At 48.9% G+C, this 23,146-nt stretch carries 19 protein-coding genes and 1 pseudogene; 10 read left to right on the top strand and 10 right to left on the bottom strand.

All coding sequences use genetic code 11. The features are described from left to right. Positions 1-124: 124 nt before the first annotated feature. The 4 genes from ACI2I2_RS16680 to ACI2I2_RS16665 form a co-directional block, all read right to left on the bottom strand. Positions 125-658, bottom strand: a complete 534-nt coding sequence (locus ACI2I2_RS16680) for a response regulator transcription factor (protein ID WP_404658898.1) — start codon at positions 656-658, stop codon at positions 125-127. An 81-nt stretch (positions 659-739) separates the two neighbouring features. After that, positions 740-952: a hypothetical protein gene (locus tag ACI2I2_RS16675; RefSeq protein WP_404658897.1), complete on the bottom strand. Its 213-nt coding sequence runs from the start codon at positions 950-952 to the stop codon at positions 740-742. Between the two features lie 83 nt (positions 953-1,035). Then, positions 1,036-1,917: an OmpA family protein gene (locus ACI2I2_RS16670; protein ID WP_404658896.1), complete on the bottom strand. Its 882-nt coding sequence runs from the start codon at positions 1,915-1,917 to the stop codon at positions 1,036-1,038. Between the two features lie 85 nt (positions 1,918-2,002). Then, the gene (locus ACI2I2_RS16665) at positions 2,003-4,429 is read right to left on the bottom strand and encodes an Ig-like domain-containing protein (protein WP_404658895.1); all 2,427 of its coding nucleotides are present in this window, start codon (positions 4,427-4,429) and stop codon (positions 2,003-2,005) included. Positions 4,430-5,139: 710 nt separating this feature from the next. On the opposite strand from ACI2I2_RS16665, the gene ACI2I2_RS16660 reads away from it, so the two are divergent. Next, positions 5,140-6,078 carry a LysR family transcriptional regulator gene (locus tag ACI2I2_RS16660; protein WP_404658894.1) on the top strand — a complete coding sequence of 313 codons (939 nt, stop codon included), beginning with the start codon at positions 5,140-5,142 and terminating at the stop codon, positions 6,076-6,078. A gap of 43 nt (positions 6,079-6,121) precedes the next feature. Here the strand turns inward: ACI2I2_RS16660 and ACI2I2_RS16655 are convergent, their stop codons facing one another. Then, positions 6,122-7,402 carry a tetratricopeptide repeat protein gene (locus ACI2I2_RS16655; protein ID WP_404658893.1) on the bottom strand — a complete coding sequence of 427 codons (1,281 nt, stop codon included), beginning with the start codon at positions 7,400-7,402 and terminating at the stop codon, positions 6,122-6,124. 390 nt (positions 7,403-7,792) lie between these two features. Here ACI2I2_RS16655 and ACI2I2_RS16650 point away from each other — a divergent pair, with 390 nt between their 5' ends. The 8 genes from ACI2I2_RS16650 to ACI2I2_RS16615 all read left to right on the top strand — a co-directional run bounded on the left by ACI2I2_RS16650 (position 7,793) and on the right by ACI2I2_RS16615 (position 18,773). Then, positions 7,793-13,462 carry an Ig-like domain-containing protein gene (locus ACI2I2_RS16650; protein WP_404658892.1) on the top strand — a complete coding sequence of 1,890 codons (5,670 nt, stop codon included), beginning with the start codon at positions 7,793-7,795 and terminating at the stop codon, positions 13,460-13,462. 142 nt (positions 13,463-13,604) lie between these two features. Then, entirely contained in the window at positions 13,605-13,862 is a 258-nt protein-coding gene (locus tag ACI2I2_RS16645) for a MarR family transcriptional regulator (RefSeq protein WP_404658891.1), read from the top strand. 291 nt (positions 13,863-14,153) lie between these two features. Further along, entirely contained in the window at positions 14,154-14,501 is a 348-nt protein-coding gene (locus tag ACI2I2_RS16640) for a hypothetical protein (protein ID WP_404658890.1), read from the top strand. 84 nt (positions 14,502-14,585) lie between these two features. Then, the gene (locus tag ACI2I2_RS16635; protein WP_404658889.1) at positions 14,586-14,942 is read left to right on the top strand and encodes a copper resistance protein; all 357 of its coding nucleotides are present in this window, start codon (positions 14,586-14,588) and stop codon (positions 14,940-14,942) included. 47 nt (positions 14,943-14,989) lie between these two features. Beyond that, complete coding sequence (locus ACI2I2_RS16630; RefSeq protein ID WP_404658888.1) at positions 14,990-17,005, top strand: protein-disulfide reductase DsbD family protein; 2,016 nt, start codon at positions 14,990-14,992, stop codon at positions 17,003-17,005. Continuing rightward, positions 17,005-17,589 (top strand): DsbA family protein, encoded by a 585-nt coding sequence (locus tag ACI2I2_RS16625; protein WP_404658887.1) that lies wholly within the window; start codon positions 17,005-17,007, stop codon positions 17,587-17,589. The genes ACI2I2_RS16630 and ACI2I2_RS16625 overlap by 1 nt, the downstream gene beginning before the upstream one ends. Beyond that, entirely contained in the window at positions 17,579-18,082 is a 504-nt protein-coding gene (locus tag ACI2I2_RS16620) for a protein disulfide oxidoreductase (RefSeq protein ID WP_404658886.1), read from the top strand. The genes ACI2I2_RS16625 and ACI2I2_RS16620 overlap by 11 nt, the downstream gene beginning before the upstream one ends. 217 nt (positions 18,083-18,299) lie before the next feature. After that, positions 18,300-18,773, top strand: a complete 474-nt coding sequence (locus ACI2I2_RS16615) for a hypothetical protein (protein ID WP_404658885.1) — start codon at positions 18,300-18,302, stop codon at positions 18,771-18,773. A 61-nt stretch (positions 18,774-18,834) separates the two neighbouring features. Here the strand turns inward: ACI2I2_RS16615 and ACI2I2_RS16610 are convergent, their stop codons facing one another. Further along, complete coding sequence (locus ACI2I2_RS16610; RefSeq protein ID WP_404658884.1) at positions 18,835-19,299, bottom strand: hypothetical protein; 465 nt, start codon at positions 19,297-19,299, stop codon at positions 18,835-18,837. A gap of 61 nt (positions 19,300-19,360) precedes the next feature. Further along, the gene (locus ACI2I2_RS16605) at positions 19,361-20,035 is read right to left on the bottom strand and encodes a hypothetical protein (RefSeq protein WP_404658883.1); all 675 of its coding nucleotides are present in this window, start codon (positions 20,033-20,035) and stop codon (positions 19,361-19,363) included. 735 nt (positions 20,036-20,770) lie between these two features. On the opposite strand from ACI2I2_RS16605, the gene ACI2I2_RS16600 reads away from it, so the two are divergent. Continuing rightward, on the top strand, positions 20,771-21,265 hold the full coding sequence (locus ACI2I2_RS16600) for a SymE family type I addiction module toxin (RefSeq protein ID WP_404658882.1): 495 nt from the start codon (positions 20,771-20,773) through the stop codon (positions 21,263-21,265). Between the two features lie 48 nt (positions 21,266-21,313). Here ACI2I2_RS16600 and ACI2I2_RS16595 read toward each other — a convergent pair whose 3' ends face one another. The 3 genes and pseudogenes from ACI2I2_RS16595 to ACI2I2_RS16585 all read right to left on the bottom strand — a co-directional run. Next, on the bottom strand, positions 21,314-21,991 hold the full coding sequence (locus tag ACI2I2_RS16595; RefSeq protein ID WP_404658881.1) for a hypothetical protein: 678 nt from the start codon (positions 21,989-21,991) through the stop codon (positions 21,314-21,316). 304 nt (positions 21,992-22,295) lie between these two features. Then, positions 22,296-22,574 carry a YrhB domain-containing protein gene (locus tag ACI2I2_RS16590; protein WP_404658880.1) on the bottom strand — a complete coding sequence of 93 codons (279 nt, stop codon included), beginning with the start codon at positions 22,572-22,574 and terminating at the stop codon, positions 22,296-22,298. Further along, positions 22,574-22,903, bottom strand: a pseudogene (locus ACI2I2_RS16585) (toxin glutamine deamidase domain-containing protein); the annotation flags it as partial. The pseudogene ACI2I2_RS16585 and the gene ACI2I2_RS16590, both read right to left, overlap by 1 nt. Positions 22,904-23,146 lie beyond the last annotated feature (243 nt).

Here is a 23,146-nt window from a genome sequence, read left to right as displayed (position 1 = left end):
GTTCTGGCCCATTACTTTGTTTCTGTTATGTTGATAATTTTTGTAAAACAGAAACACAGAGGCACACAGTAAGGTGGTACTGGCCAAAATGCTGATAATTGCCGACATGCTTGCTCCTTGGGTGTTAAATGAAGTCATACTCCCGCGCGAACAGGGTCAGCTTATTCCGATAACCCAGTTTTTTCAGAATGTGCCCACGATGGGAACTGACGGTCTTCTTGGTGATGTTCATTAAATGGGAAATACGATCGTCGGTCAGGCCATTTTTCATGTGTTCATACAAAACTCCTTCTCGTGCAGAGAGCAGTGATTCAGTGCTTGGCACGGTAATAGGGTGACTGACAGCGAAGTTGAGATGCGCCAGTTTTTTGCGAACGTCATCGGGCGTATGTTGTGGGCCAAATAGCGCGATCGGTGTATGCCGAAGCAGCCGTTTTAATCGACGGTAGGGGTAGTCTCCTGCGAAAACTAAAGGCGTCTCAAGCGGGATCTTGAAATCGTCCGGGCCATTGACACTTTCGGCGAAATCTCTTTCCTTCATTTTCTCATAGTGAATGGTGGTTTGAATCGTAAAAAAGTCATTTAAAATACAGTGAATGCCTGACTGGTAATAGCAATTGTCATTTACAATGAGTACATTCAGGTTTTTATCGTCCATAAATAAAGCGTCCAATACACGAGTCGTTTGTAAATGAAATTATCACGGCATGGGTGGCTAGAATATTGATAGGAGGTGACGTTATTCCTGTTCGGTTTCGCGTTCGCGATCCTTTCTTTTCATAATGTAATAGAGGTAATGCTCTAAATTATCCAGATAGTCAGCAAGCCAGGTCAGTTCATTGATGACTGCTGTATCATGTCCATCCCATTGTCGGATCATTTCCCTTATTTTTTGTCGCATGGTGTTAAGACTGCGACGGTGACAAGATGCGAGCCATTTCTCACTTGCCATTAACCCTCCTGTGCAAAGGAGCGCTCAGCGATCTGAGCGCTCATGGATTTAAAGTGCGGTACGGGTGTTATTTGTCGCTGTCATTATTCCTGATAGCTGCGAATAACTACCCGGCGATCCGGGGCGTAGCAGGCAATTTTTGCGCTTTTCGCTAAACCTTCACAGCCTGTTGCGACCGGTTGTTTGCTGCCTGCGGTCATGGCGCTGATGTTTTCTGCGTGAACGCCATCTTCAATCAGCAACTGGCGAACCGTTTCGGCGCGATTCAGACCCAGGGTCAGGTTTTTCTGCGCCGATCCAATCGGGTCGGTATGACCAATCACCACGATTTTGGCGACGTTCTGATTCAGCTCATGGGCAATTTTCGCCACGTCATCACGGCCGCCCTGCTTGATGCTACGTTCGTTGTACTGGCCGAAATTGAACAGCACGTCGCTGGAAAGGTCGTACTCTTTATACAGGTAGTGACAAGGCACAACGGCAGAGGCACGAGACAGCAGAATATTTTGCAGTTTCGTTTGTGCCAGCTTTTCTGATGCCTGGTTTTCCTGCAGCAGATTCAGCGTAGACAGTGCGCTTTCGGTCGCTTCGACGTAGTAGGTATTACCGCCTTCCAGAGTGACCGGGTGCTGTTTGTCCTGCTTGCCTCTGTACAGAGGATCGTCGCCCAGCCATGCTCCCAGCGCGTGCGCGCCTGGCTTCACACAAAACGCGGTATAGCTCCCTGGCACCAGCGCGGTCTGGAATTCACCGTCAACATAGATGTTGGTGTTTTTCGTTTCTGAACCGGTATTTGCCGGACGGAAATACACCACCTGTGCCTGATCGTTGCCGACATCGGCCACGCGCTGATAGGTCGTTTTCAGTACGTCGTTAGGGGCGGCCACCGCTGCTGTCGCGCCCATCGTCAGTCCACATGCCGTAGCCAGAACCAGTAATTGTAATTTTTTAGATAATGTAAACATCCTGAACTCCACTCTGACTCTTGATATCAGAGGTTTAATAGTCGTAACGGACACGCCAGCGGTCACCCGCAAGCGTGCCTTTGGGTTAGCCGTGTTGAACTTCAATGCCGTGCTGGATAAGCAATTCAACCAGATTGTTTTGCTGCTGATAGACGTCGTAAACCACGCCGCCCGCCGTAACCTGGCCCGCGTTGTCCCAGTTTTGCGCATCGTGGGAAAGATCCAACTCAACGCTGCTGTTGGTGTCTCCGGTGATAGCAACCTGTTCTTTCCCGTCGGCAATCATCAGATCCGTTGTGGCGTGGGAGAGCAACTCGTCCAGGCTCAGCGTCTGGTGGCCCTGAACGTTGATAATGCCTTCCTGCTGATGCGCGTCAGCCTGTGGCTGAGAGAACGCGTCATAGTTCAGGGTGAGTGCCGTTTCGCCTGCATCATGATGGGTGGCGGCAACGTCGTGAGTCGCTTCCAGCGCTGGTGCAGATTCAAGCGCCGGGCCCCAGCTAAAGTTATCGACACGGGTAATCACGTTGCTTCCCTGGCCGTCACCGGTTTCGAGAGTCATCGAGCCAATCTTTTCACCTGCAGGTGCGGTCCAGGTGATGGTCTGCACTTCGTCGTCTGCTTCAACCGGCAGCGCTTCGCTGTGAATGGGCTTCCCGCTGTTGTCGTAGTAAGTGACCGTGCTGCCTTCAAAGCTGGAAGCATTGACGTCAAAGCTCACCGTATCCGTGCCGCCGCCAAATTCGAGTTTGGTCACGGAGTCTTCAACCAGCAGCAGGGCTTCCGTCCCAAACGATGCCGGGCCGTAGTAATAGATGCCATCACTTGAGATCCCGGTGTAGGCATTAATGCCTGCGCCATCGGTAGGGCCGCTGACGAAGGTGATGCTCAGGCCGCTATCCAGCGTGACGCTATCGCCTGCCACTTTGAAATAGTGTTCGGTTGCGGCTTCGAAGTTTTCACTGCCCGATGTTGCCGGGATAGTTGAAGTGTCGACGGTGAAGTCAATCGGTGTCGATTCTGAGCTCTTATTGCCCGCAGCATCTTCCACGACGGTAGAGAAGCTGTGATCGCCTTCATCCAGTGCATCAGGGGTGAAAGACCAGCTGCCGTTTTCATCCGTCACGGCGGTACCAATCACTTCGCCTTTGTCAGAGATGATGACCATGGCATTAGCTTCCGCTTCACCCGAGAAGGTTGGGGTGTTGTCGTCGGTGGTGTCACCCTCATTGATAGGCCCCTGCTCATCGCCAACATCGTCCATCAGCAGGAGGTCGGTGGCTGCATCCGGTGCTACGGTATCAATGGTGAAAGGAATGTCTTCTGACGGCACGCTCTCGTTACCTGCATCGTCAATCACCACCACGTTGATATCATGGTTGCCGTCATCCAGCGGGGTATCCGGGGTGAAATTCCACTCGCCATTGTCATCGACGGTAGCACTGCCAATGGCATCATCGCCATCATAGATAATGACAGTGCTGTTCGGCTCGGCGTCATCTCCACTGAAGGTCGGGGTGTTGTCATTGGTGTCGCCACCTTTGATGTCATTGCCATCAGTGTCTGATGCGGTCACATCGGTGGCGGCTGGCGCGACGGTATCGATAACCACATTGATGTCGTTGGACGGCTCGGACTTGTTGCCATCACCATCAATCACGATAACCGAGATATCATGCGCGCCATCCGTAATTGGGCTGTCAGGCGTGAATGACCAGTTGCCGTTTTCGTCGGCGGTGGTGGAGCCAATCGCCGTGCCATCCGTGTCGGTGATCACCACGGTATTCCCTGGTTCAACACCGCTGCCGTTGAAGGTTGGTTTGTTGTCGTCAGTCGAGGCGCCGTTTTCGATCGGCCCTTGTTTGCTACCCACATCATCGATGATGGCATCCAGCGTGCCGGATTTCACCACCGGGGCCACAGGCGTGTCGCCGCCGTTGCCATTATCATCGCCGCCGCTTCCGCCGTTAGAGGGGTCAGGCGTGGAGCTGACTTTGTCATCGTGATGATGGTGATGATTGGCGAGTGCAACCGCACCGCCTGCCAGCGCCAGTAAGCCCAGACCCGCCAGCGCCCACATGAGTTCGTGGTTGCTGTCGTCAACGACCAGGCCGGCGGCAAAGTCAGGGATGCTGTCCGAACCCAGTGCCATCGGCTGTGCGGCATCGCCGGTCAGAGCCGCGCTGTCCTGGCCGTAAGCGGTGACGTAGGAGTAATAGGCCCCGTCTTCCCCTTTACCGACCAGCTCGCCTTCATTGAGGTAGTAGTCGCGGATGATCAGCTGTGGATGATCGGTATCTTCGCCTTCCAGGCTGATATAAAGATCGTCACCAACACGTTTTACGGTGATGTTTTCTGGTGCGAAGCCGTTTCCGTCTTCCGCCAGCATGTATTTGCCATTTTCTACCGCGTCGAGCGTGACGGGCTTGCTACCTTCAGTTTGTTGTAACTTAAGGGTTTTTTCGATTTTATTCCCTTCAATAACAACAATGTTTACACCTTGACTTTCCACTTCATTACTCCTGTTTTAAATCCTTAAAAAAGTGATTGATTGCTATGTTATCCCTCGCGAGATTTGCCCTTCGGCGATGTGTAACTCATCACGACAATATTGCCTCAATCCATTTTTCTGGCTGTTGTAACTTTATTTTCTCAGCGCGAAGAGAAACCTGAGTACAGGTGACGACGATCTGAGCATTTCGCTTTTAATAACTAATGTACGAGTCGGATAATAATGTTTTTGAGCAAGGTGTAAATTGTCTATTGTTTTGATGATATCCATTAACTGATTGATTATTAGCTGGTTATTGTTTGTTTTTTAATGTGTAAAAAATGCATTTTGCGAATTGTGAGAGGGGCTTTTTATAAACTCAAAAATAATATTTAATTTTAACCGTGTGGTTGGGTGTTATTATCAATTTTATTGTGATGACTTTTCTGGAATGTTGACTGTGTGTTCTTTAATGCTTTCGGACCCCATTGGCAGGATGCATCTGGTATGTCCAGTAAATAATCTGGATGGCATTGAGGGGATATTCATGGAGGCAAGAAAAAAAAAGCAAACTAAGGTTTTTAAAAAAATTAAATAACATGATGGGCAATAAACGTTAATATTGTCCTGATTTTGAAAAACAAAAAAAGGATGCTTTTCCTCAGTAAGCCCTACTTGTTTGAAAAAACAGGTTTTTTGAGGTGGCATGAAGATCAAAAAGGAAGACACAGATGAATTCAAAAGATTTCGATCTTAACTCGTTGTTGATTCTCAACGCAGTGATTGAATGCCGAAGCGTTACGGCGGCAGCAAAGAAGATGGCGATGTCGCCCTCTTCCGTGACTTATGCAATCAATAAGATAAGAAAAACAACAGCTAATCCCATTTTTACGCGATCAAAAAATGGGATTACCCCAACGACGTTGGCTCTGGACCTCAACCAGCGTTATGTCAAAGCCATTGCGCTGATTAATGACGGGCTGGATTATTCGGCCAATGCTGAGGACCCCGATGTTTATCGCAACATCACCATCAGTACTTACACTTTTTTCGAGCTTTGGTTCTCTTACTTTATCCATCAGCAAGAGAAGGTACTGGAGGGGCTTTGCCTGAACTATGTTCTGCATCCCCGCTCCAATGATAAACGTATCGCCAAACTCAGAAATCACGAAGTGGACATTGATATTGGTGGGCTGCTACCAAATGATGCCTCTATTATTTCGCATAAATTATTTTCGTCAGGATTTAAAGCAATGGTCAGTGCTCATCATCCAACGATTACGGACACGCTCACTCTGGATGACTGGAACAACTGCAAGCACGTCGAGTGGCTACAAATGCCGGATGAATCGTTAATTCAGGATGGCGATGCCAACCAGGTCGAAGAACTGGAAGGTCGGAATTACAGTATCAAATCATTTAATACGCTAAATTCGATGATGATTTGCTCTTTAACTGACTGCATTATGATGGTACCAGCATACGTGGAATCGTTCTTAACGGCGGTATTACCAGTAAAGATGTTCGATATTCCTTTTGAGACCACCAAATCTTCTACGGTATACGTTCATTTCCATCGCTCGGCCAAACGTAAAGAGTACATTGGGCAATGTCTTGATGCGCTTGTTACCATGGCACCAAAACAAGACGAATCTGTTTTAGAAAACTGATTTGATTGAATAAAAAAAGAGACGGTTCTCCCGTCTCTTTTTTTTAGCTTTCAAAAAGTGCAATCGTTATGGCTTGCTGCTGATATTCATCCACCAGGAAAAACGGCAGCGGTAATGACCAGCGTCCTGCCTGAACATGGGCGATATACGTCGCAATGTGACCATGAATCTGCATTTCGACGGTGATATCCCCTGCGTAATTCTCCCGAGCCTTTCCGCCGATAGCGGAATAGCTGGCATTGCTACCCACGTGAAAATGATCTGTTTTCCAGCGTACGGGCTGACTGACAGGGTATTTTTTCGGGCGATGGAAGTGGAAGATTTCATCGTGATTCAGAATACTTTCACGCAGGGTCGGCCAAAGTGCCTGACGGAGAAAATGCTGGTCGGTAAATCGCGCATTACCTTTATGGTCTTTGACGAAAGCCAGGATCAAATTATACACCGACGGGATAACGCCCGTGCAGCCACCCCAAAGGCCTGCAAGCAACAGCTCGGTGTGGGTGTAAAAATCTCGCATATGGTGGAACCAGAAGGGTGAAACCACCCATTCAGCTACGGCAGCAGCTTCTTTTTCTGAGAACAGGGAATCTGCATCGCGCACCAAAAAACGCGACACATCAGGATCGTCCATCACCAGAAAGCGCCAAAGCGTAGCGGGGATAGCTGTTTCGTTGCTCATGTTGATGAGCTGAACATCATTATCCTCTAAGCGGGTGAGCACATGCACCGGGACGCTATTGTCATGGTAAACCCGGCAGGTCCATTCCGGGTAAAGCTCCGCGCGTATTTCGGCATTTTTAATCAGCGTTTCGCAATATTTTGGGCTGTCTCCATACAGGCTGAAAGCGATGATGTTTTGGCCGTTATTGTCCGGGTTAAAGACGGGAGGGCATTTTTCGGGATAAATATATTTCATCCCTTTAGAAAAATGATTGTCCGCCTGGACAAGTGACTGATAGCCATATTGGCGGACTTCTGCCGTTTTCCCAAGGATGCCGCACACTTCTGTTAATCCATCCATCCAGTTCCCTGAATACGGTGTTTTATGGCAGGTATCAAGCATATGCAGGTACAGCGCATAGGCTTGCTGATGGTCTCCGGTGCGCATTAACGTTAAGGCATAATCACTCATGATGGTGGGGTTTTCTGGCGTAATGGATAAGACCGTTTCGCAGCATTTTCTTGCCGTCAGATAATCTTGCTTTGCCATTGCTTGCTTAAACATTTTCGCCATGTCATTGAGTTTTGCTGTCTTGCGTGCAGTGTTTTTTATTTTATGGGGTAGTGCTTTTCTATTTTTCATAAATATCTCGCGCGGCATTCGTCAAAGTCGAAGGTCTATTATATAGAATCCATTTTGCTGAATAAGGTGTCGGCTGAGAGATTATTTAGAATACTTTTTTTGAAATAATTTTTTCTCCTTTGGTGCATGATAAATGGACTGTGAAGGATTATTTATGCGCTGCGTGCCGACTTTCTCATTAACAAAAAAACAGGCGCACCAGGCATTCCAGGGCGAACGGGTGCTGAACGATAAATTATAAAAGCCAGTTTTAATTATTGAAATAAGGCTGTCCATTACTTCTGTATACCTCGGCATAATGGAAGTGCAAATAAAAGGAGAGTGCATTAAAAAATATTATGTAGAGTCCGTTAGGGCAAGTTTAATACGTTAAAAAACAAGAAACTTCAACGATAAAAAGGATATGTCATGAGTCAATTCACACTGACAACCCACGATGGCGCTCAGCCATCACAACTGTTTGAATTAAAGAAGCCCGTCTCTGTAGATGATATTACTTCCATTCCTTCAGTCGAGAATGGCTATTATCTGCTTGAGAATGCGGAAGGTGTTTCCCTCAGCCGTCAGGGTAATGCTCTTCACCTGCACAGCGACGATTCCGGCGTCCCTGCTGCTGTAATTCCTGATTTCTATGAAACCGCCTCACTGCTAACGGTTCCTGCCGAAAACAACCTGCTGTCTGCCGTCGCGACCGCTGACGTGCAGGAAGCGCCAATGCCATTGACGGCGTTAATGGATACGCCTGATATGCCATGGTCCGATAGCCCTGTGGTGATTGAAGTTGAGACTGCTGACGGCGAGGTTACCGACCACGGCACTACTACCGATACCCTTCCGACGGTGCATGGCTTTATCGAACAAGGGAAAAACATGGTGTTGAATATCTATGCCAACACCATTTTTCTTGGCACAGCGCAGGTCGGTGAAGACGGTAACTGGAGCTTTACCCCGCCGCATTCCTTTGAGATGGATTCCAGCTACACCTTCCAGGTGTTGATGAAAGATCCCGGTGGTAGCCGTGTACTGATTGCGATGCCATTTGAGATGTCTGAAACCGCGAATGCTCCAGCACCGGACGATCTCCCTCAGCCAGGCAATAACCATATTATCGATGTTGAGGCAACCGATGCGGTTGGCCCACACCAGGGGGCTATCGCCAATAATGGCAATACCGACGATCTGGCACCGGTCATTGGCGGCACGATTTACCAGGGACATCATTTGACCCTGCAGATTTTCGCCAATACCAAATTCCTGGGTACGGTGACAGTGGGTGATGATGATACCTGGTCGTTCCAGCTTCCTGAACTCCAGGAGCATGCTCAGTACGATATTCAGGTGCTGATGCGAGACCCTGGTGGTAGCAGCACAATCATCTCCATGCCTTTTGTCTTTAACACTGGGTTTGACTATGCCACGCCGACAATCACCAGCGTCACGGATAATCAGGGGCTCTACACTGGCACACTGAATGACGGCCAGCCGACGGATGACACCACGCCAACTTTTACTGGTACGTCTGATCCGGGCGTCACCATCAATGTTTATGATGGCGATACTCTACTGGGTACCGCTACTGCAGATGACAATGGCAATTGGACATTTACACCAACAACGCCATTAAGCGGTGATGGCGAGCACGTTATCTCCGTCACGGCGTCCGATGGAACCAGCGAAACTTCACACTCTGCCGGGTTTGATCTGAATCTGGACACCGTGTGTGAAAAACCTGTTATTACAGGCATTGATGATGAAGTCGGCCCGATTAAGGGGAATGTCCTGGATCATGGCTTTATTACTGATGCGGGTTCCGTCGTGGTTTCAGGGACTTCCGAACCGGGTTCAACGCTGACGCTGTTCTTCACCGGTAATGGCGACAGCATCGACAGCATCGATATCACGCCAAATGCGGATGGTACCTGGAGCGTTCCAGTTGATTTCATGGGCGTGAATGGTGAAGGCTCTTATACCTATTGGGTGCTTTCTTACGATGCGGCCGGTAACAAAGCGGTCAGTGATAAAGTCACCATTGTGTATGACAATACACCACCAAACCCAATTTCTGGCGAAGAGCTGATTGATGACTATGGTCCTAAACAAGGGCCAATTATCAGCGGTGATACCACGGATGATACTCAGCCAACCTATAAAGGTAAGGCTGAGCCTGGCGACACCGTTCACATCTATGATGGCACGAATGAAATCGGGACCGCGACTGCTGATAAAGATGGCAACTGGACATTTACCCCAGCAGACCCCCTTGATCAGGGCGATCACAGCTTCTCTGCTATTGTGGTTGACGGCAACGGCAGCGAAAGTGCTCCATCCCAGCCAATTGATTTCACCGTCCAGACCCTGGTGGCACAGGTCACTATTGATAGTGTGACGAATGACCTTGATCCTACGAATGAAGTAGCAGTAGCAAATAACGGCTTCACCAACGATCCAACCCCAACCCTGCACGGTACCGCGACGATTGGCAGCACGGTGATGATCTACGATGTGCAGAATGGCGACAAAGTATTCGTTGGTTCTGCTGTCGCGGACGGCGATGGCAACTGGACATTTACTCCAGATGCGGCACTGGCGGACGGTGAACACGATTTTGTTGCAGACGTCACTCTCGACTCTGGTGACAACGCGGAAACCACCCCGTGGGTTATCACTATTGATACCGTTATTCCTGATCAGATCGACATCAACGTTGATGGCAATCTGGAAGTTTACGATGACGTGCCGCAGATCATTGGTGATGTTACAAATGGCGGCGTGACCAACGATAATATGCCTGATTTCTCAGGTAACAATGAGCAGCCAGGCAACACCATTACCATTCTGGATGGGAAAGACATTCTGGGTACGGCGATTGTTGATGCCAATGGTCACTGGTCGTTTACGCCAGCGAATCCAATGGCAGATGGGCCTCATGTGATCACCCTTGAGACCACTGACCAGGCTGGCAACACCAGCGTACCGTCAGATCCGTTCAACTTTACGATTGATACTGTGGCACCCGATGCCGCAACCGGTGAAGACCTGGAAGATAATGTGGGTCCAATCGTTGGCCCAATCCATAGCGGCGACACCACTGATGATCCACAGCCAGAATTCAGCGGCAAAGGGGAACCTGGTGCTACTGTCTATGTTTATGACAATGGTGACGAGGATCATCCAATCGGTTCAGCAACAGTGGATGACAATGGCGATTGGTCGTTCAAACCTACTGATCCACTGGCTGATGGGCAGCACAGCTTTGACGTTGTGGTAGTTGATCCAGCAGGTAACGAAAGCCCGGCAAGCACGCCTATCGACTTTACTGTTGATACCCGTGTGCCAAGCGTTACGCTTGACGGTGTGTCCGATGATGTCGCCCCAGTTGTAGGCGATATCGGCAATAACGGCTATACCAACGACAACACTCCTACACTGCATGGTACGGCGACAGCCGGTGCCCAGGTTAACATCTACGATCAGGATGGACAGATTGGTACGGCGATTGCCAAAGCTGATGGTACCTGGACCTTTACGCCGGCCAGTGCTCTGGCTGACGGCGAGTACGACTTCAGCGCGACGGTCGTTCTGCCTGCGACCGGTGAAAGTGCACCAACCGACCAGTGGGTGATCAACATTGACACCAGCGTGCCGGATGAAATCGACATTAACTCCCCAGACAATCTGGAAGTGTACGATGACGTTCCTGATTACATTGGTGACATCGCTAAAGGCGGCGTAACGAATGATAATGAGCCTACGTTCTCAGGTAAAAACCAGGAACCGGGCAATACCATTACGATTCTGGATGGTGGTCTGCCACTGGGTACAGCAATTGTACAGGCTGACGGTACCTGGTCATTCACGCCTGTAAATCCGATGAGCGAAGGCGATCATACCATCACGCTCGAGAGCACAGACCTGGCGGGTAATACCAGCCCAGAATCTGACCCGTTCAACTTCACGATTGACACCACTGCACCTGATGCGGCAACCGATCCGCAACTGGTTAACGATGAAGGCCAGACCAACGTTCCAATTACTGAAGGTTCTGTCACAGACGACACCACGCCGCTGTATGAAGGTCATGCCGAAGCGAATTCTACGGTGCATATCTATGACGTTAGTGGTGATGGTAAAAAGGTTGAGCTTGGAACGGCAATCACTGATGCGAACGGCAACTGGTCGTTCAATCCGCCTAACCCGCTGGCCGATGGTCAGCACAGCTTCTCTGCAGTCGTTGAAGATGCAGCGGGTAACTCAAGCCCAGCTTCCGATCCCATTGACTTCATTGTCAGCACCCAAACGGCGACCGTCACCATCACCCATGTGACCGACGATGTGGATCCTGTGACGGGTGACGTTGCCAACAATGGCTACACCAATGACACCATGCCGACACTGACGGGTACGGCGACAGCTAACGAAACGGTTACTATTTTTGACGGCAAGAATGGCTCGATTGGGACCGCTATCGCCGATGCTGATGGTAACTGGACCTTTACGCCGGCGACTCCGCTGTCGGAAGGCGAGCATGACTTCACCGCTTCGGTCACTATTGCTGTTTCTGGCGAGACGGCGACCAGTGATGTTTGGGTGATAAACGTGGATACGGTTGCACCGGATCAGATTGATATCAACCTTGATGGCAACCTGGAAGTTTACGATGACGTACCGGCGATCATTGGCGATGTGACCAACGGCGGCGTGACGAACGACAACATGCCAGACTTCTCAGGCAAAAATGAAGTGGCGGGCAACACCATTATCATTCTTGATGGTGGCAAGCCTATCGGTGAAGCCGTGGTGGCTGCTGATGGTTCCTGGTCGTTTACGCCAGCCACGCCTATGGCTGATGGTCCTCATGTGATTACGCTGGAAGCCAAAGATCTGGCGGGTAACACGAGTACTCCGTCCGATCCGTTTAACTTCACCATCGATACTGTTCCACCGGATGCCGCGAAAGACATCGTCATCATCGACGATCAGGGTGATGAACAGGGTACTGTGGTGCCTGGTGGTGCAACAGATGACACCATGCCAACCATCGACGGTAAAGCAGAGCCGGGTTCAACTGTCATTATCTATGACAATGGCAGCGATGTGCCGATGGGTTCAGCCACTGCCCATGATGACGGCACGTGGAGCTTCACGCCGGATACGCCAATGGATGATGGCCCGCACAGCATCGACGTTGTTGTGGTTGACCCGGCAGGTAACGAAAGCTCACACAGCGATCCGGTCGTGTTCTCCATCATCCATGAAGGTAGTGAGAACTTCACCGGTCAGCCTAATCAAGTGCTGGAGCTTAACCAGGCGTTGGCCCTGGATTCTGGATTGACCCTGACCAGCCTCGTCAGTGGTAAGAATTCCAGCAACTCGAATGGAATTACCTCGGATGGGATGTACTACTGGGCACCTGAAAGCTTCGAAGGCACTGCGCTTGATCTGCTGGCGAAATCGGTCACTAAAGTCGAATTCGGTGGTGAAACCAATGAGGTTAGCTTTGACGTTGCAGATGTCTCTGATACGGGTGGCTATGTTGAGTATTACTCCGCAGACAACAACCTTCTGAATACTCAGGATATTCCAGTATCCCCTGATCTGCAGGTGACCAACATTGCCTGGGAAGCGCCGGAAGGCCAGACGATTTCCTACATCGAAATCCATGTTGGTTCGGAAGATGGCGATGCCCTGATTCGTGTGGATAACTTCCAGTGGGGTGACTCGCAGGTTGAACCGCTGAATGCAACTCACACTGTTGCACAGACTGCGGATATTCAGGCGAATGTGGAGCACAATCCGGCCGTTGTAGATGTGCATCAAGCAGGTGGCCAGCTCACGCTGGATATGCACGATGTCCTGAGCCACGGTCAGCAAAATATGCTGATTGCCGATGGTAAAGCTCAGGTGGCCATCACCGGCGAAACGGGCGAGCACGTGGAACTGACTGGCGTGTCTGAAAGCAGTCTGGCTCAGCACGGTACCGTAACCAGCGGTGGCGTAAGCTACGATGTTTACTCCGTATCGGGTAATGAAACAGAACTGCTGGTACAGCACGGACTGGATCTGCATACCACTGCTTAATAGTATGACGTTGAGTCATTCATGAACCATGCCGGCATTCTTTGCCGGCATTTTTTTTGAAAGAAAAGGTACACGAACGTGCGTTAATACTGTGTGAAAAATATAACCGCCTGCAAGACAGTGGGTTGCAAGGAGCAATATCATGAATATTCTCAATGAAAGTCTGCTAGTGAATTATCAACAACTTTTTCCGGAGTTGACCCCATGGCAACTGGAAATTGTCGTTTTATATTCCTCCGGGTTTAATCAGAATGAGATTGCAAGGATTAAAAATATCAGCAAACAGGCTGTTTCGAAAGCGCTTAATGAAGGAAAGAAAAGGTATCACCTCGAAAAGGTGGAAAGTATTCGTTCGGTGTTTATTGCTCGCCGCTTGTCGAACATTCCCTTTTGCTCTTAGCGTGTGTCCGGTTGCTGGTGCAGGTGTGTTCGGTTGATCTAAATCAAGAATGAGTTGACCCGATCGCGGGATTTTTGTTTTTTTTCATAAAAACAAATACTTCTTTGTTTTTATGAAATATTGAAAACAACCGGAGTGCTACGCTACCATATACAGGACCCGTTGCAGAAATGCAGAATAAATATTCTGAAATGATGAAAATAGAATTTTTTATGGTTTGCACGGCAACAACATCAAATAATTAAAGATCACTAAGGCAAAAATTGAATTTATTAAATAAGGGATGTGGGCATGAATGTTAAGGAAGGGCACGATAGCAACGCAGAGAGTGTAAATGCCGCAATGAACTTACTGAATGATCTGCAAAAGAAAATAGCAGATGTTCAGTGCGATGATTTACCTGCTATAGCTCAAAAATTGACACGCTTACAGGACAGGGTTCTGGCTAAAAATTCAGCTCAGGCGAATTTAGTGGAAGAAGAGGTATTTTCTCTGGCCGTGGATATCGAGGCAAACTTATATGAGCGCCTCAGTGTGCTGGATGAGTCACGGCATACTTTGAGCGCGATGGCAGAGGAGCTTCATACGTTATCCTCAACGCTTCATGCGAACATGCGGGCAATGAGCGATAAATGCTGAGGCCCGACGGGCGAACAGACACTTCTTTACAGCAAGCCATCCCGACTGCCGTTAAGATAAGCCTCGAAAATTACCGAGGCTTTTATGATCGCAAAACAACGCAAAGCTTTTCTGCTCGTTGCTCTGGCATGTCTGGTGGTGCTTGTTTGCACCGCCCAGCGCATGGCGGGGCTACACGCGTTGGTCATGAATTCCCCTGCGTTAACCCAGTCCGTACAGCAAACCGCTGACAGCGACGCTCCCGTCACCCCCTGTGAGCTCAGCGCCAAATCGCTTTTAGCCTCACCGCCGGTGATGTTTGAAGGCGCGCTGTTTGCCGTCGCTTTGCTGATGGCTGTGCTTTCTGTTGTCCCTCAGCGTTTCGAACGCCGCTGGCCGCCGCGCGACATCTCGCCGCCCCGATTGCGGGTGCATCTGCGACTATGCGTCTTCCGTGAGTGAGAAAGGCCTGTTAGCTCAGGTTAATTCATCACTTACGGAGAAAATCTATGCGTATTATTTTCAGGCAGCTTGTGCTCTGCCTGCTCTGGCTATGGCTGCCCGTCAGCCAGGCTGCCGACAGCGGCTGGCTGCGCGCCGCCGATAACGACCACGCCAGCGTCCGGCTTCGGGCGGAGGCTCAGCCTGATGGTGAGGCTCGCGTCTTACTGGACGTTGCCCTGCAAAAAGGCTGGAAAACCTACTGGCGTTCGCCGGGCGAGGGCGGCATTGCGCCTGCCATCAAATGGTCATCGCCTGTCGAAATGGACTGGCGCTGGCCCACGCCACAGCGTTTTGACGTGGCCGGGATTTCGACTCAGGGCTATCACGGCAACGTCGCTTTCCCGATAACCCTGCGCGGCAATCTGCCGGAGAAACTGCAAGGCGTGCTGACGCTCTCGACGTGCAGCAACGTTTGCATCCTCACAGATTACCCGTTCACGCTGGATTTGAAGGCTCCCGCTGACAAAGATTTTGGCTATGACTTCACCCGCGCGATGGGCACGTTGCCGCTGAAAAACGGGCTGACCTCGTATCTTGAAGCGGGCTATCAGACAGGAACACTGACCGTGACGGCTACGCGCGAAGCAGGCTGGCAGCAGCCGGAGCTGTTTATCGACACGCTGACAGACACCGATTTCGGCAAACCAACCTACAAAATCAGCGGCGATACGCTGACCGCGACCGTGCCTGTCAGCGATGGCTGGGGCGAAACCGCGCCCGACCTGCGCGGGAAAACGCTTTCCGTCGTGCTGAGCGACGAAGGGCAGGCGCAGGAAAGCCAGCTCGCCGTCGGGCAAGCGGTGGTGAGTGTAGATCCCACGTCGCTGTGGTGGGTGCTGCTGATGGCGCTGGCGGGCGGGCTGATCCTCAACGTTATGCCGTGCGTATTGCCCGTGCTGGCGATGAAGCTTGGCAGCATTGTGCAGGTGCAATCGACGGATCGTCGCCACATTCGCCAGCAGTTTGTCGCCTCCAGCTTCGGGATTGTCACCTCGTTCCTGGCGCTGGCACTGATGATGACGCTGCTGCGGCTCAGCAATCAGACGCTCGGCTGGGGCATTCAGTTCCAGAACCCGTGGTTTATCGCGGCGATGGCGCTGGTGATGGTGCTGTTCAGCGCCAGCCTGCTCGGCCTGTTTGAGATCCGCCTCTCTTCCGGCGTTACGACGTTCCTCGCGACACGGGGCGGAAACACGCTGACCGGGCATTTCTGGCAGGGCGCGTTCGCCACGCTGCTGGCAACGCCTTGTACCGCGCCGTTTCTGGGCACGGCGGTTTCCGTTGCGTTGGTTGCGCCTCTGCCGTTGTTATGGGGCTTGTTCTTCGCCATGGGGATTGGCATGAGCCTGCCGTGGATTTTCATCGCCATCTGGCCGGGGCTGGCGCTGAAAATGCCGAAACCAGGCCGCTGGATGAACGTCGTCAGAGCCATCCTCGGGTTGATGATGCTCGGTTCAGCGCTGTGGCTGGGTAGCCTGCTGAAAACGCATATCGGCTTTATCCCAACGTTTGTTGTGCTGGCTCTGGTGGCCTTTATTCTGCTGGTTGCCCTCGCATGGCGCTGGGGAAAACGCATCGCGATGGGCAGCACGTTTGCGACCGTACTCGTCCTTGTGGCGACCTTCCTGCTGATGCGCCCGGACAGCAAAGGCATCGTCGAAGATCGCGTGAACTGGCAACCGTTGAGCGAGCAGGCGATTACCACCGCGCTGGCGGAAAACAAACGGGTCTTCATTGATGTAACCGCCGACTGGTGCGTGACCTGCAAAGCCAACAAATACAACGTATTGCTGCGCGATGACGTACAGGACGCGCTGACCGCCCCGGATGTGGTCGCTCTTCGCGGCGACTGGAGCCGCCCATCGGACACCATCAGCCAGTTTCTTCGCACCCGCCAAAGCGTGGCGGTGCCGTTCAATCAAATTTACGGGCCAGAACTGAAGCAGGGCCACGTATTGCCGCCGCTGCTCAGCACCGATGACGTGCTGCAAACCCTCAATCAGGCCAAAGGACAACACTAATGCGCATTTTCACACTGATTTTCCTGTTTTGCCTTTCCACCTTCAGCATGGCGGCCGAACCGCAGTTGCAGGACTTGCTGTTCAACGACCCGAACACCCCGGCAATGGGGGCGAAAAAGCCGCGTCTGACGCTGGTATCGTTCACCGATTACAACTGCCCGTACTGCAAACAGTTCGACCCGGAGCTGGAAAAAATCGTCCACAAATACCCGGACGTGCGGCTGGTGGTCAAACTGCTGCCGTTCCGCAGTGAAAGCTCCGCCGCGTCGGCAAGGATTGCGCTCACCGCATGGCGCGAACAGCCCGAGCAGTTCTGGGCGCTGCATCAACGCCTGATGTCGAAGAAGGGCTATCACGATGACGCGTCGATCCTCGCCGCGCAGCAAAAGACCAACACCGCGAACATCAAACCGGACGGGCAAAGCGGTGAAACGCTGCAAATGAACCTGATCCTCTCGCAGGTGCTGGGCGTGCAGGGCACCCCCGCTACGCTTGTCGGCAAAACGATGGTGCCGGGAGCGATCCCTTATGAAGACCTGGAGGCGCTGGTGAAAGAAGAGCTGGCGAAAGCCGATGCGAGCTAAGCTGAAGCGCTGGCTGCGCGAAGGTATTGTGCTGCTGCTGATTGTGGCAGCGGTGATGCTGGTGATGGATCAGTTTCGTAAACCGACGCTGCCGGCGACGTTTGTCAGTGCGCCATTGCAAACCATTGATGGCGAAACCGTCGACCTGGCCGCGATGAGCCAGGATCGCCCGTTGCTGGTGTACGTGTGGGCAACGTGGTGCGCAGTGTGTCGCTACACCACGCCAGCGGTGGCGAATATCGCGGAAGAGGGCGGCAACGTGATGAGCGTCGCCCTGCGATCCGGCGACGATGCCACGCTGACACAATGGCTGGCACGCAAGAAGTACGCGCTGCCCGTCGTCAACGACGAGCAAGGCACGCTCTCCCGACAGTGGCAAATTCAGGTCACACCCACGCTGGTGGTGATTTCAAAAGGCGAAGTGAAATCCGTCACCACAGGCTTCACCAGCGGCTGGGGAATGAAACTACGATTGTGGTGGGCAGGGGTTTAGTGGTTTAAAGGAATGAGATGAACAAGCCACCAGGGAGGGTGGCTTTGTTTTTGGGGAAGGGACGGTATCAGCAACCAACAAAAAATGTCAGTAAGTAATTGATTTTAATTGGGTGGTAGACTTGACTGGTATTGGCTCAGTGAGTAAAAATTAACCGATGACGGTCGATGGTTTATATTAAGCCATGCAAATATTTTATTAACAGGGATTGAATGCTATGAAATTTAAAAAAATGACAGATGAGCATATACAATTGGACGTCGAAAAAATTAATGGTTACCTGTCTGCAATTGAAACAATGAACATTGCCGATAATATTGGTGTTGAGTACGCGTTTATTAATCTACCTCAGAAACTTACTTTGCTTCAATCTATTGAAAATAATGTTGCTAATATATACCCCGGAACAATTATTGCAAACTGGCATATTAGCCTGGAGGAAGTAAACGAACATCAACTTGTTGATAGCCTTAATACATGGTTCTTCTGCTTCGGTAAAGCAGTGACTTTAAAAAATGAGTTACCTGCTTTGTGTGCAGGGTTTATGGACTTACTGAAACAGCTTGTTTATACGCCTGCTATTTACCGTGTTACCATGATTCCGCCGGTCTGGTATGCAACAGACTGGGAAACTTTTGCCTTCGATACGGATAATGGTTTTTTTTTACTGGAATTTAACTTCGATACTTGATGTCTACACAGTCGGTGAAAACTCAATGAATGATGAGCAGGGGGCAAAAAAGCCAGATAATTTAGAGAGTTATTCTGCGGGTCGATCTTGATTCTCTCGCTGCTGAATGAGGCTCACATCGACCATAGCTTATCGAAGAGTAGATATGGTCATTGTCATCGGTAATTTTACACAAGCATTTGAAGGGAGTTCCTGACGCTGGATAGGTGGATGATTGCGAATCGTCAACAACGGCGGAGAAATCGACTGTAATAGTAACATTTTTTATCCATGAGTTTGGCAAATGCTGCTTTCTCAGAAGGTAAGTAAGGATTTCTGTATAACGCTGAACGATATAATTAATGAGTGGAACATTGGTATTTGGTTGTTGAAGTGGAAATGAAATACCCAGTGAAGTAAAACTTCTTTCCACAGAAAATCGTTTTAGCAAGCCAATTGCCCAGTATCCATCAAAGTCATTGTTTCTGCTGATAAAGCTACCGTTAAGAGCGTTGGCTATGCCTTTAAGCTCCGATCTTCTTGCCATCAATCATTCCTTTTTGTGAGTTAAGTGGGTTTAAATATAATTGGGAAACATTCCCACCTTTCTATTTTTTTGAAACCAAAATCACTGGTTGTTCACTAAATATATTCCTGTTTAATATAAACTTATAGCATTCATTGTTATTTTTTCGCAGATACATCACTCGCCATTTCTTTGCTCCGCAATCAGATATGAATGACGCATCTGACAGTATCGCTATCCTCGCAATATAACCTGAAGATAGAGCGGAAAGAAAAAATGGAATTGCTGCAACAACCACTAAAGACTGGAGCATGGTAATTACTCTGGCAAATATTGAATTCTCATAATTATCTTTTTCCCACTCAGGAAGGAAGCCAATAACATTGCCAGCAATCATGCCTACTGCGCTGAATATACCTGTGACAAGCACCAAAAAGAAATACAGAACACAAATAGAAACAGGGATAGCAACAACGAAAGGCGAGAATTTCAAATATTCCTCATCAACTCCGTAAATCACACTAAGCATTTTTAGTGTCAATACATATGAAATGAACCATACCACCACATTATAAAATTTAATGGCGAATGTACTTCTTATTATCTTTACTAAGAGGTCTCTTTCTGGATATAGCTTGTACAAACTATAGATGAAAATAACAGAAAATGCGGAAAAAACATGCTCGAACTTTAGAAGCAGTAGGCCAGACACGACAACAACGATCAGAAGGAAAAAATTCTTTGTCTTCTCTTTCATGACTTAATCCTTATCATTAATAATAAAACTCCATCAAAGACTGATGAGCGGTATACATATAGAGTGAGAATATAATCGACGATTTTTTTTATTCATTATTTGGTTTTAACGTTCTATGCAGTGATTGTAACTTATAAGTACTCACTTAACTATTCACACTTTGTATGAGGTTCAGAGGTGAAAGTGTGGTTGACTAATTAATGAACGAATGAGATGTAACGATGGGTTAAATTCTTCATTTACTATATATGTTGTTTTTTTTTGGCAGAAAATGGCCTGTTAGTTTAGCTCTTCGCCAAAGCTGTGTCAGATTAAATCTTGGCTAATTCATTCATCATTTGCATTCTACATGCTACTCATGCCTGTTTGTTGTTGTGTTCTTTTGTTCTCCTGGATGTACATCAGCAGGTCTCGACGACTTTCAATTGTGATATTTTTACGGAAGGCTGGGAGTTATTATCGTTCTGAATACGAAAACTTCTTAGATGGACGTCAAATATGCAACACTGCATAAAGCAAAACCATTTCCTGAAGCAGCCTCGCATTTCTGAACATTGCTCATTTATAAAGAACTGTACTTTTATTCAGTACGGTATAATGAACGGGCTTAAAGAAGCATCAGACTGCAACAGGAAAATAAAGAAATAATAAATTCAGATTATTAAAGAGCGCGGCATGAAAGTGCGACCAACACTTCCATACCGCTGACCACAAACAACTTACACGGAGTTGATCATGGCTGACAAAAATCATAAGCCAGAAGTCGCTATTGCCCAAACAGATCCAGCCGCTTTGCCCGATATTTCAGAAAAGCACGATCCAGTACGCAAATATGACCGTTACGGCGTGCAAAACAAAATCATACGCAGAGCGAAATCGGTTTCCGGTACAGACAAAAATAACGGAATTTCTAAACCGCTACGCCGCATGACAGTCAGTTACGTCAGCATTCGCCATTACGACAGAAAGACAAACAGAACAAAGTGCTACACCCGAAATGCCAGCCTGCGCCTGAACGGCATCTGGATGGAAGAAGCCGGATTTACCACCGGAACGCCGCTGGATGTGCGCATAATGCCGGGTTGTCTGGTCATTACTACTCGCCCGACTGAAACGCCATTGATGAAAGTCATGAGCCAGGCGAGCACTCACTTACCAGAAAAAGAACAGCAGCAGGTGATGATGTTTTTACAGGGCGTGTTGGCGAAGGTAGCGCTTGAAGCTAATTGAATGAGAAATGATCCCGCCCGATAAAGGCGGGATTGATGAGCGAAAAGCTTATTTATTGGCGGGCTTTAATAAGCGTGGAAGCTGGTTATTGAATTCGAGTAAGCAGTTATCCATATATTTCTGAGTTTCTGTGGTGACCTTTTGGTAGTTATTTTCTTTCCATTCTGCCAGTGTGGCCGTTACAGGCGTAGGGCTACAATCAGCTACGGTAAATGCGGAGAACAGACTGCCACCTTCAGGGCGCTTATAGAAAATAACTTTGTATTTCAGCTGGTAAATGGGATCGGCAACGCTTGAGTCGTTAAAGATGAGTGCCCAGGTTGCGTGACCAATATATAAAGGCTGGTTATATGTATAACCTGAAGTGTTGGCCGACATCCATTCTGTGATACTCTTCTTTGCTTTTGGCGTGAAGTAGCTTTCTGTAGGGTTAACCATTGTATCAATAGCGCTTCCCTTATAATTTTCCTTATCAAAATCACTGGTGCTAAAATTCCCTGTAACAACTGCTAGCACTGCCAGGCCTTTCCCTGTAGCGTTGTCAGCAGGGGTAACCAGACGTAATTTATTATCTGCTGCCCGATTATTATTTAAATCACCCAGTGCTGCTCCACTAACAATTTCAATAGCGCTGCCATTTGTGGATTTGACCGTTTCAGGCTTTGACGAACCAGCACAGCCCGACAGAAATGCCATTGAGATTGCTACTGCTATTGCCTTTTTCATTATTTTATTTCCTTGTTTATTAAATAATTTTGATTCTAAGTGTCTTCAGTCTGACCACGAAGTTCTGTGCCATTGATACTTTAAGTTTTTCAACACACCTTTCTCTGTACACCTCATGTTGGGTTTTTTGGTCATTACCACTCGCCCAATGCAACGCCGTTAATGACAGTGCTGAACAAAACAACGCAACTTCCACAGAAAGAGCAGTTGGAGGTTATGGCATTTCTTCAGGGCGTTGTGGCTAAGGTTGCCCTTGAAGCGAACTGAATGAAAAATGATCCCGCCCGGTAAGGGCGGGATTGTACTAAATTATGCTATTTTTCTTTTCTTCGTAATCCTGCAAGTATTTTTCAATAGGATATGCAGTCCCAAGTTCATGTATCTCACCTGTATCCTTGTCAACTATAAATGGGGAATTACCTATAAGTTGAGCAGAGAAATCGCCTGTTTCCATATATGCTCTGGACTGAAAATAAAAAAACCATCCCTCCGAAAAGCGTCCTTGTAGGGTAATAACAACCGGCATATCTGTTTTATTAAGATATTGGGTTGCCTTATCAACAGCTTCATCAAAAGTGATCATTAGTTTGTCCTCAACAGTTGGAATGATTTGAACTGGCTGAGATCAGCAGATTTACCTGTCTGCCCGTCAAGGAAACGAACTGTACCATTTTGGTTCACAACATTAAATACATGTCCCGGTTGACCTGGTCCATACGAGCCAAAAACAATACCTCTTGAGCCAGAACCTGCATTTGTCATTTGCTGCGCAATACTTTCAGATGAAGGGGCGTACTTAAACTTAGTGCTATATTGATTTTCTAAAACGGATAATGGTACTCCATTATTATGATTAATCGGTAACGCTGATGCGGGGTTTCCGCCTAATGTTGCATCTGTAGCAATCGAGCAGTTTACACAGTTGTGTGTTCGCCCTGATTCGGGGTATCCCGGATTGACGTTCCTAATTGACCCTGCCGTCTCTTCGCTTATTCCAGAACCTTTCATCCCATAAACAGAACCGCCAATTGCCGCCACACCGTGTACAAATGTCATCGAATCATACAATGTTGAAGCCGTTTCCGGGCTAACACCCCAGTTCTGCGCTATACGCTGAACATTAGCATCGCGCTGGGCTTTAGCATCTGCGGTAGC

This window comes from Scandinavium sp. NPDC088450 (assembly GCF_044900545.1).
Classification (GTDB): domain Bacteria; phylum Pseudomonadota; class Gammaproteobacteria; order Enterobacterales; family Enterobacteriaceae; genus Scandinavium.
The sequence above is the reverse complement of the archived record's forward strand: the minus strand, read 5'-3'. Positions and strand labels throughout refer to the sequence as shown.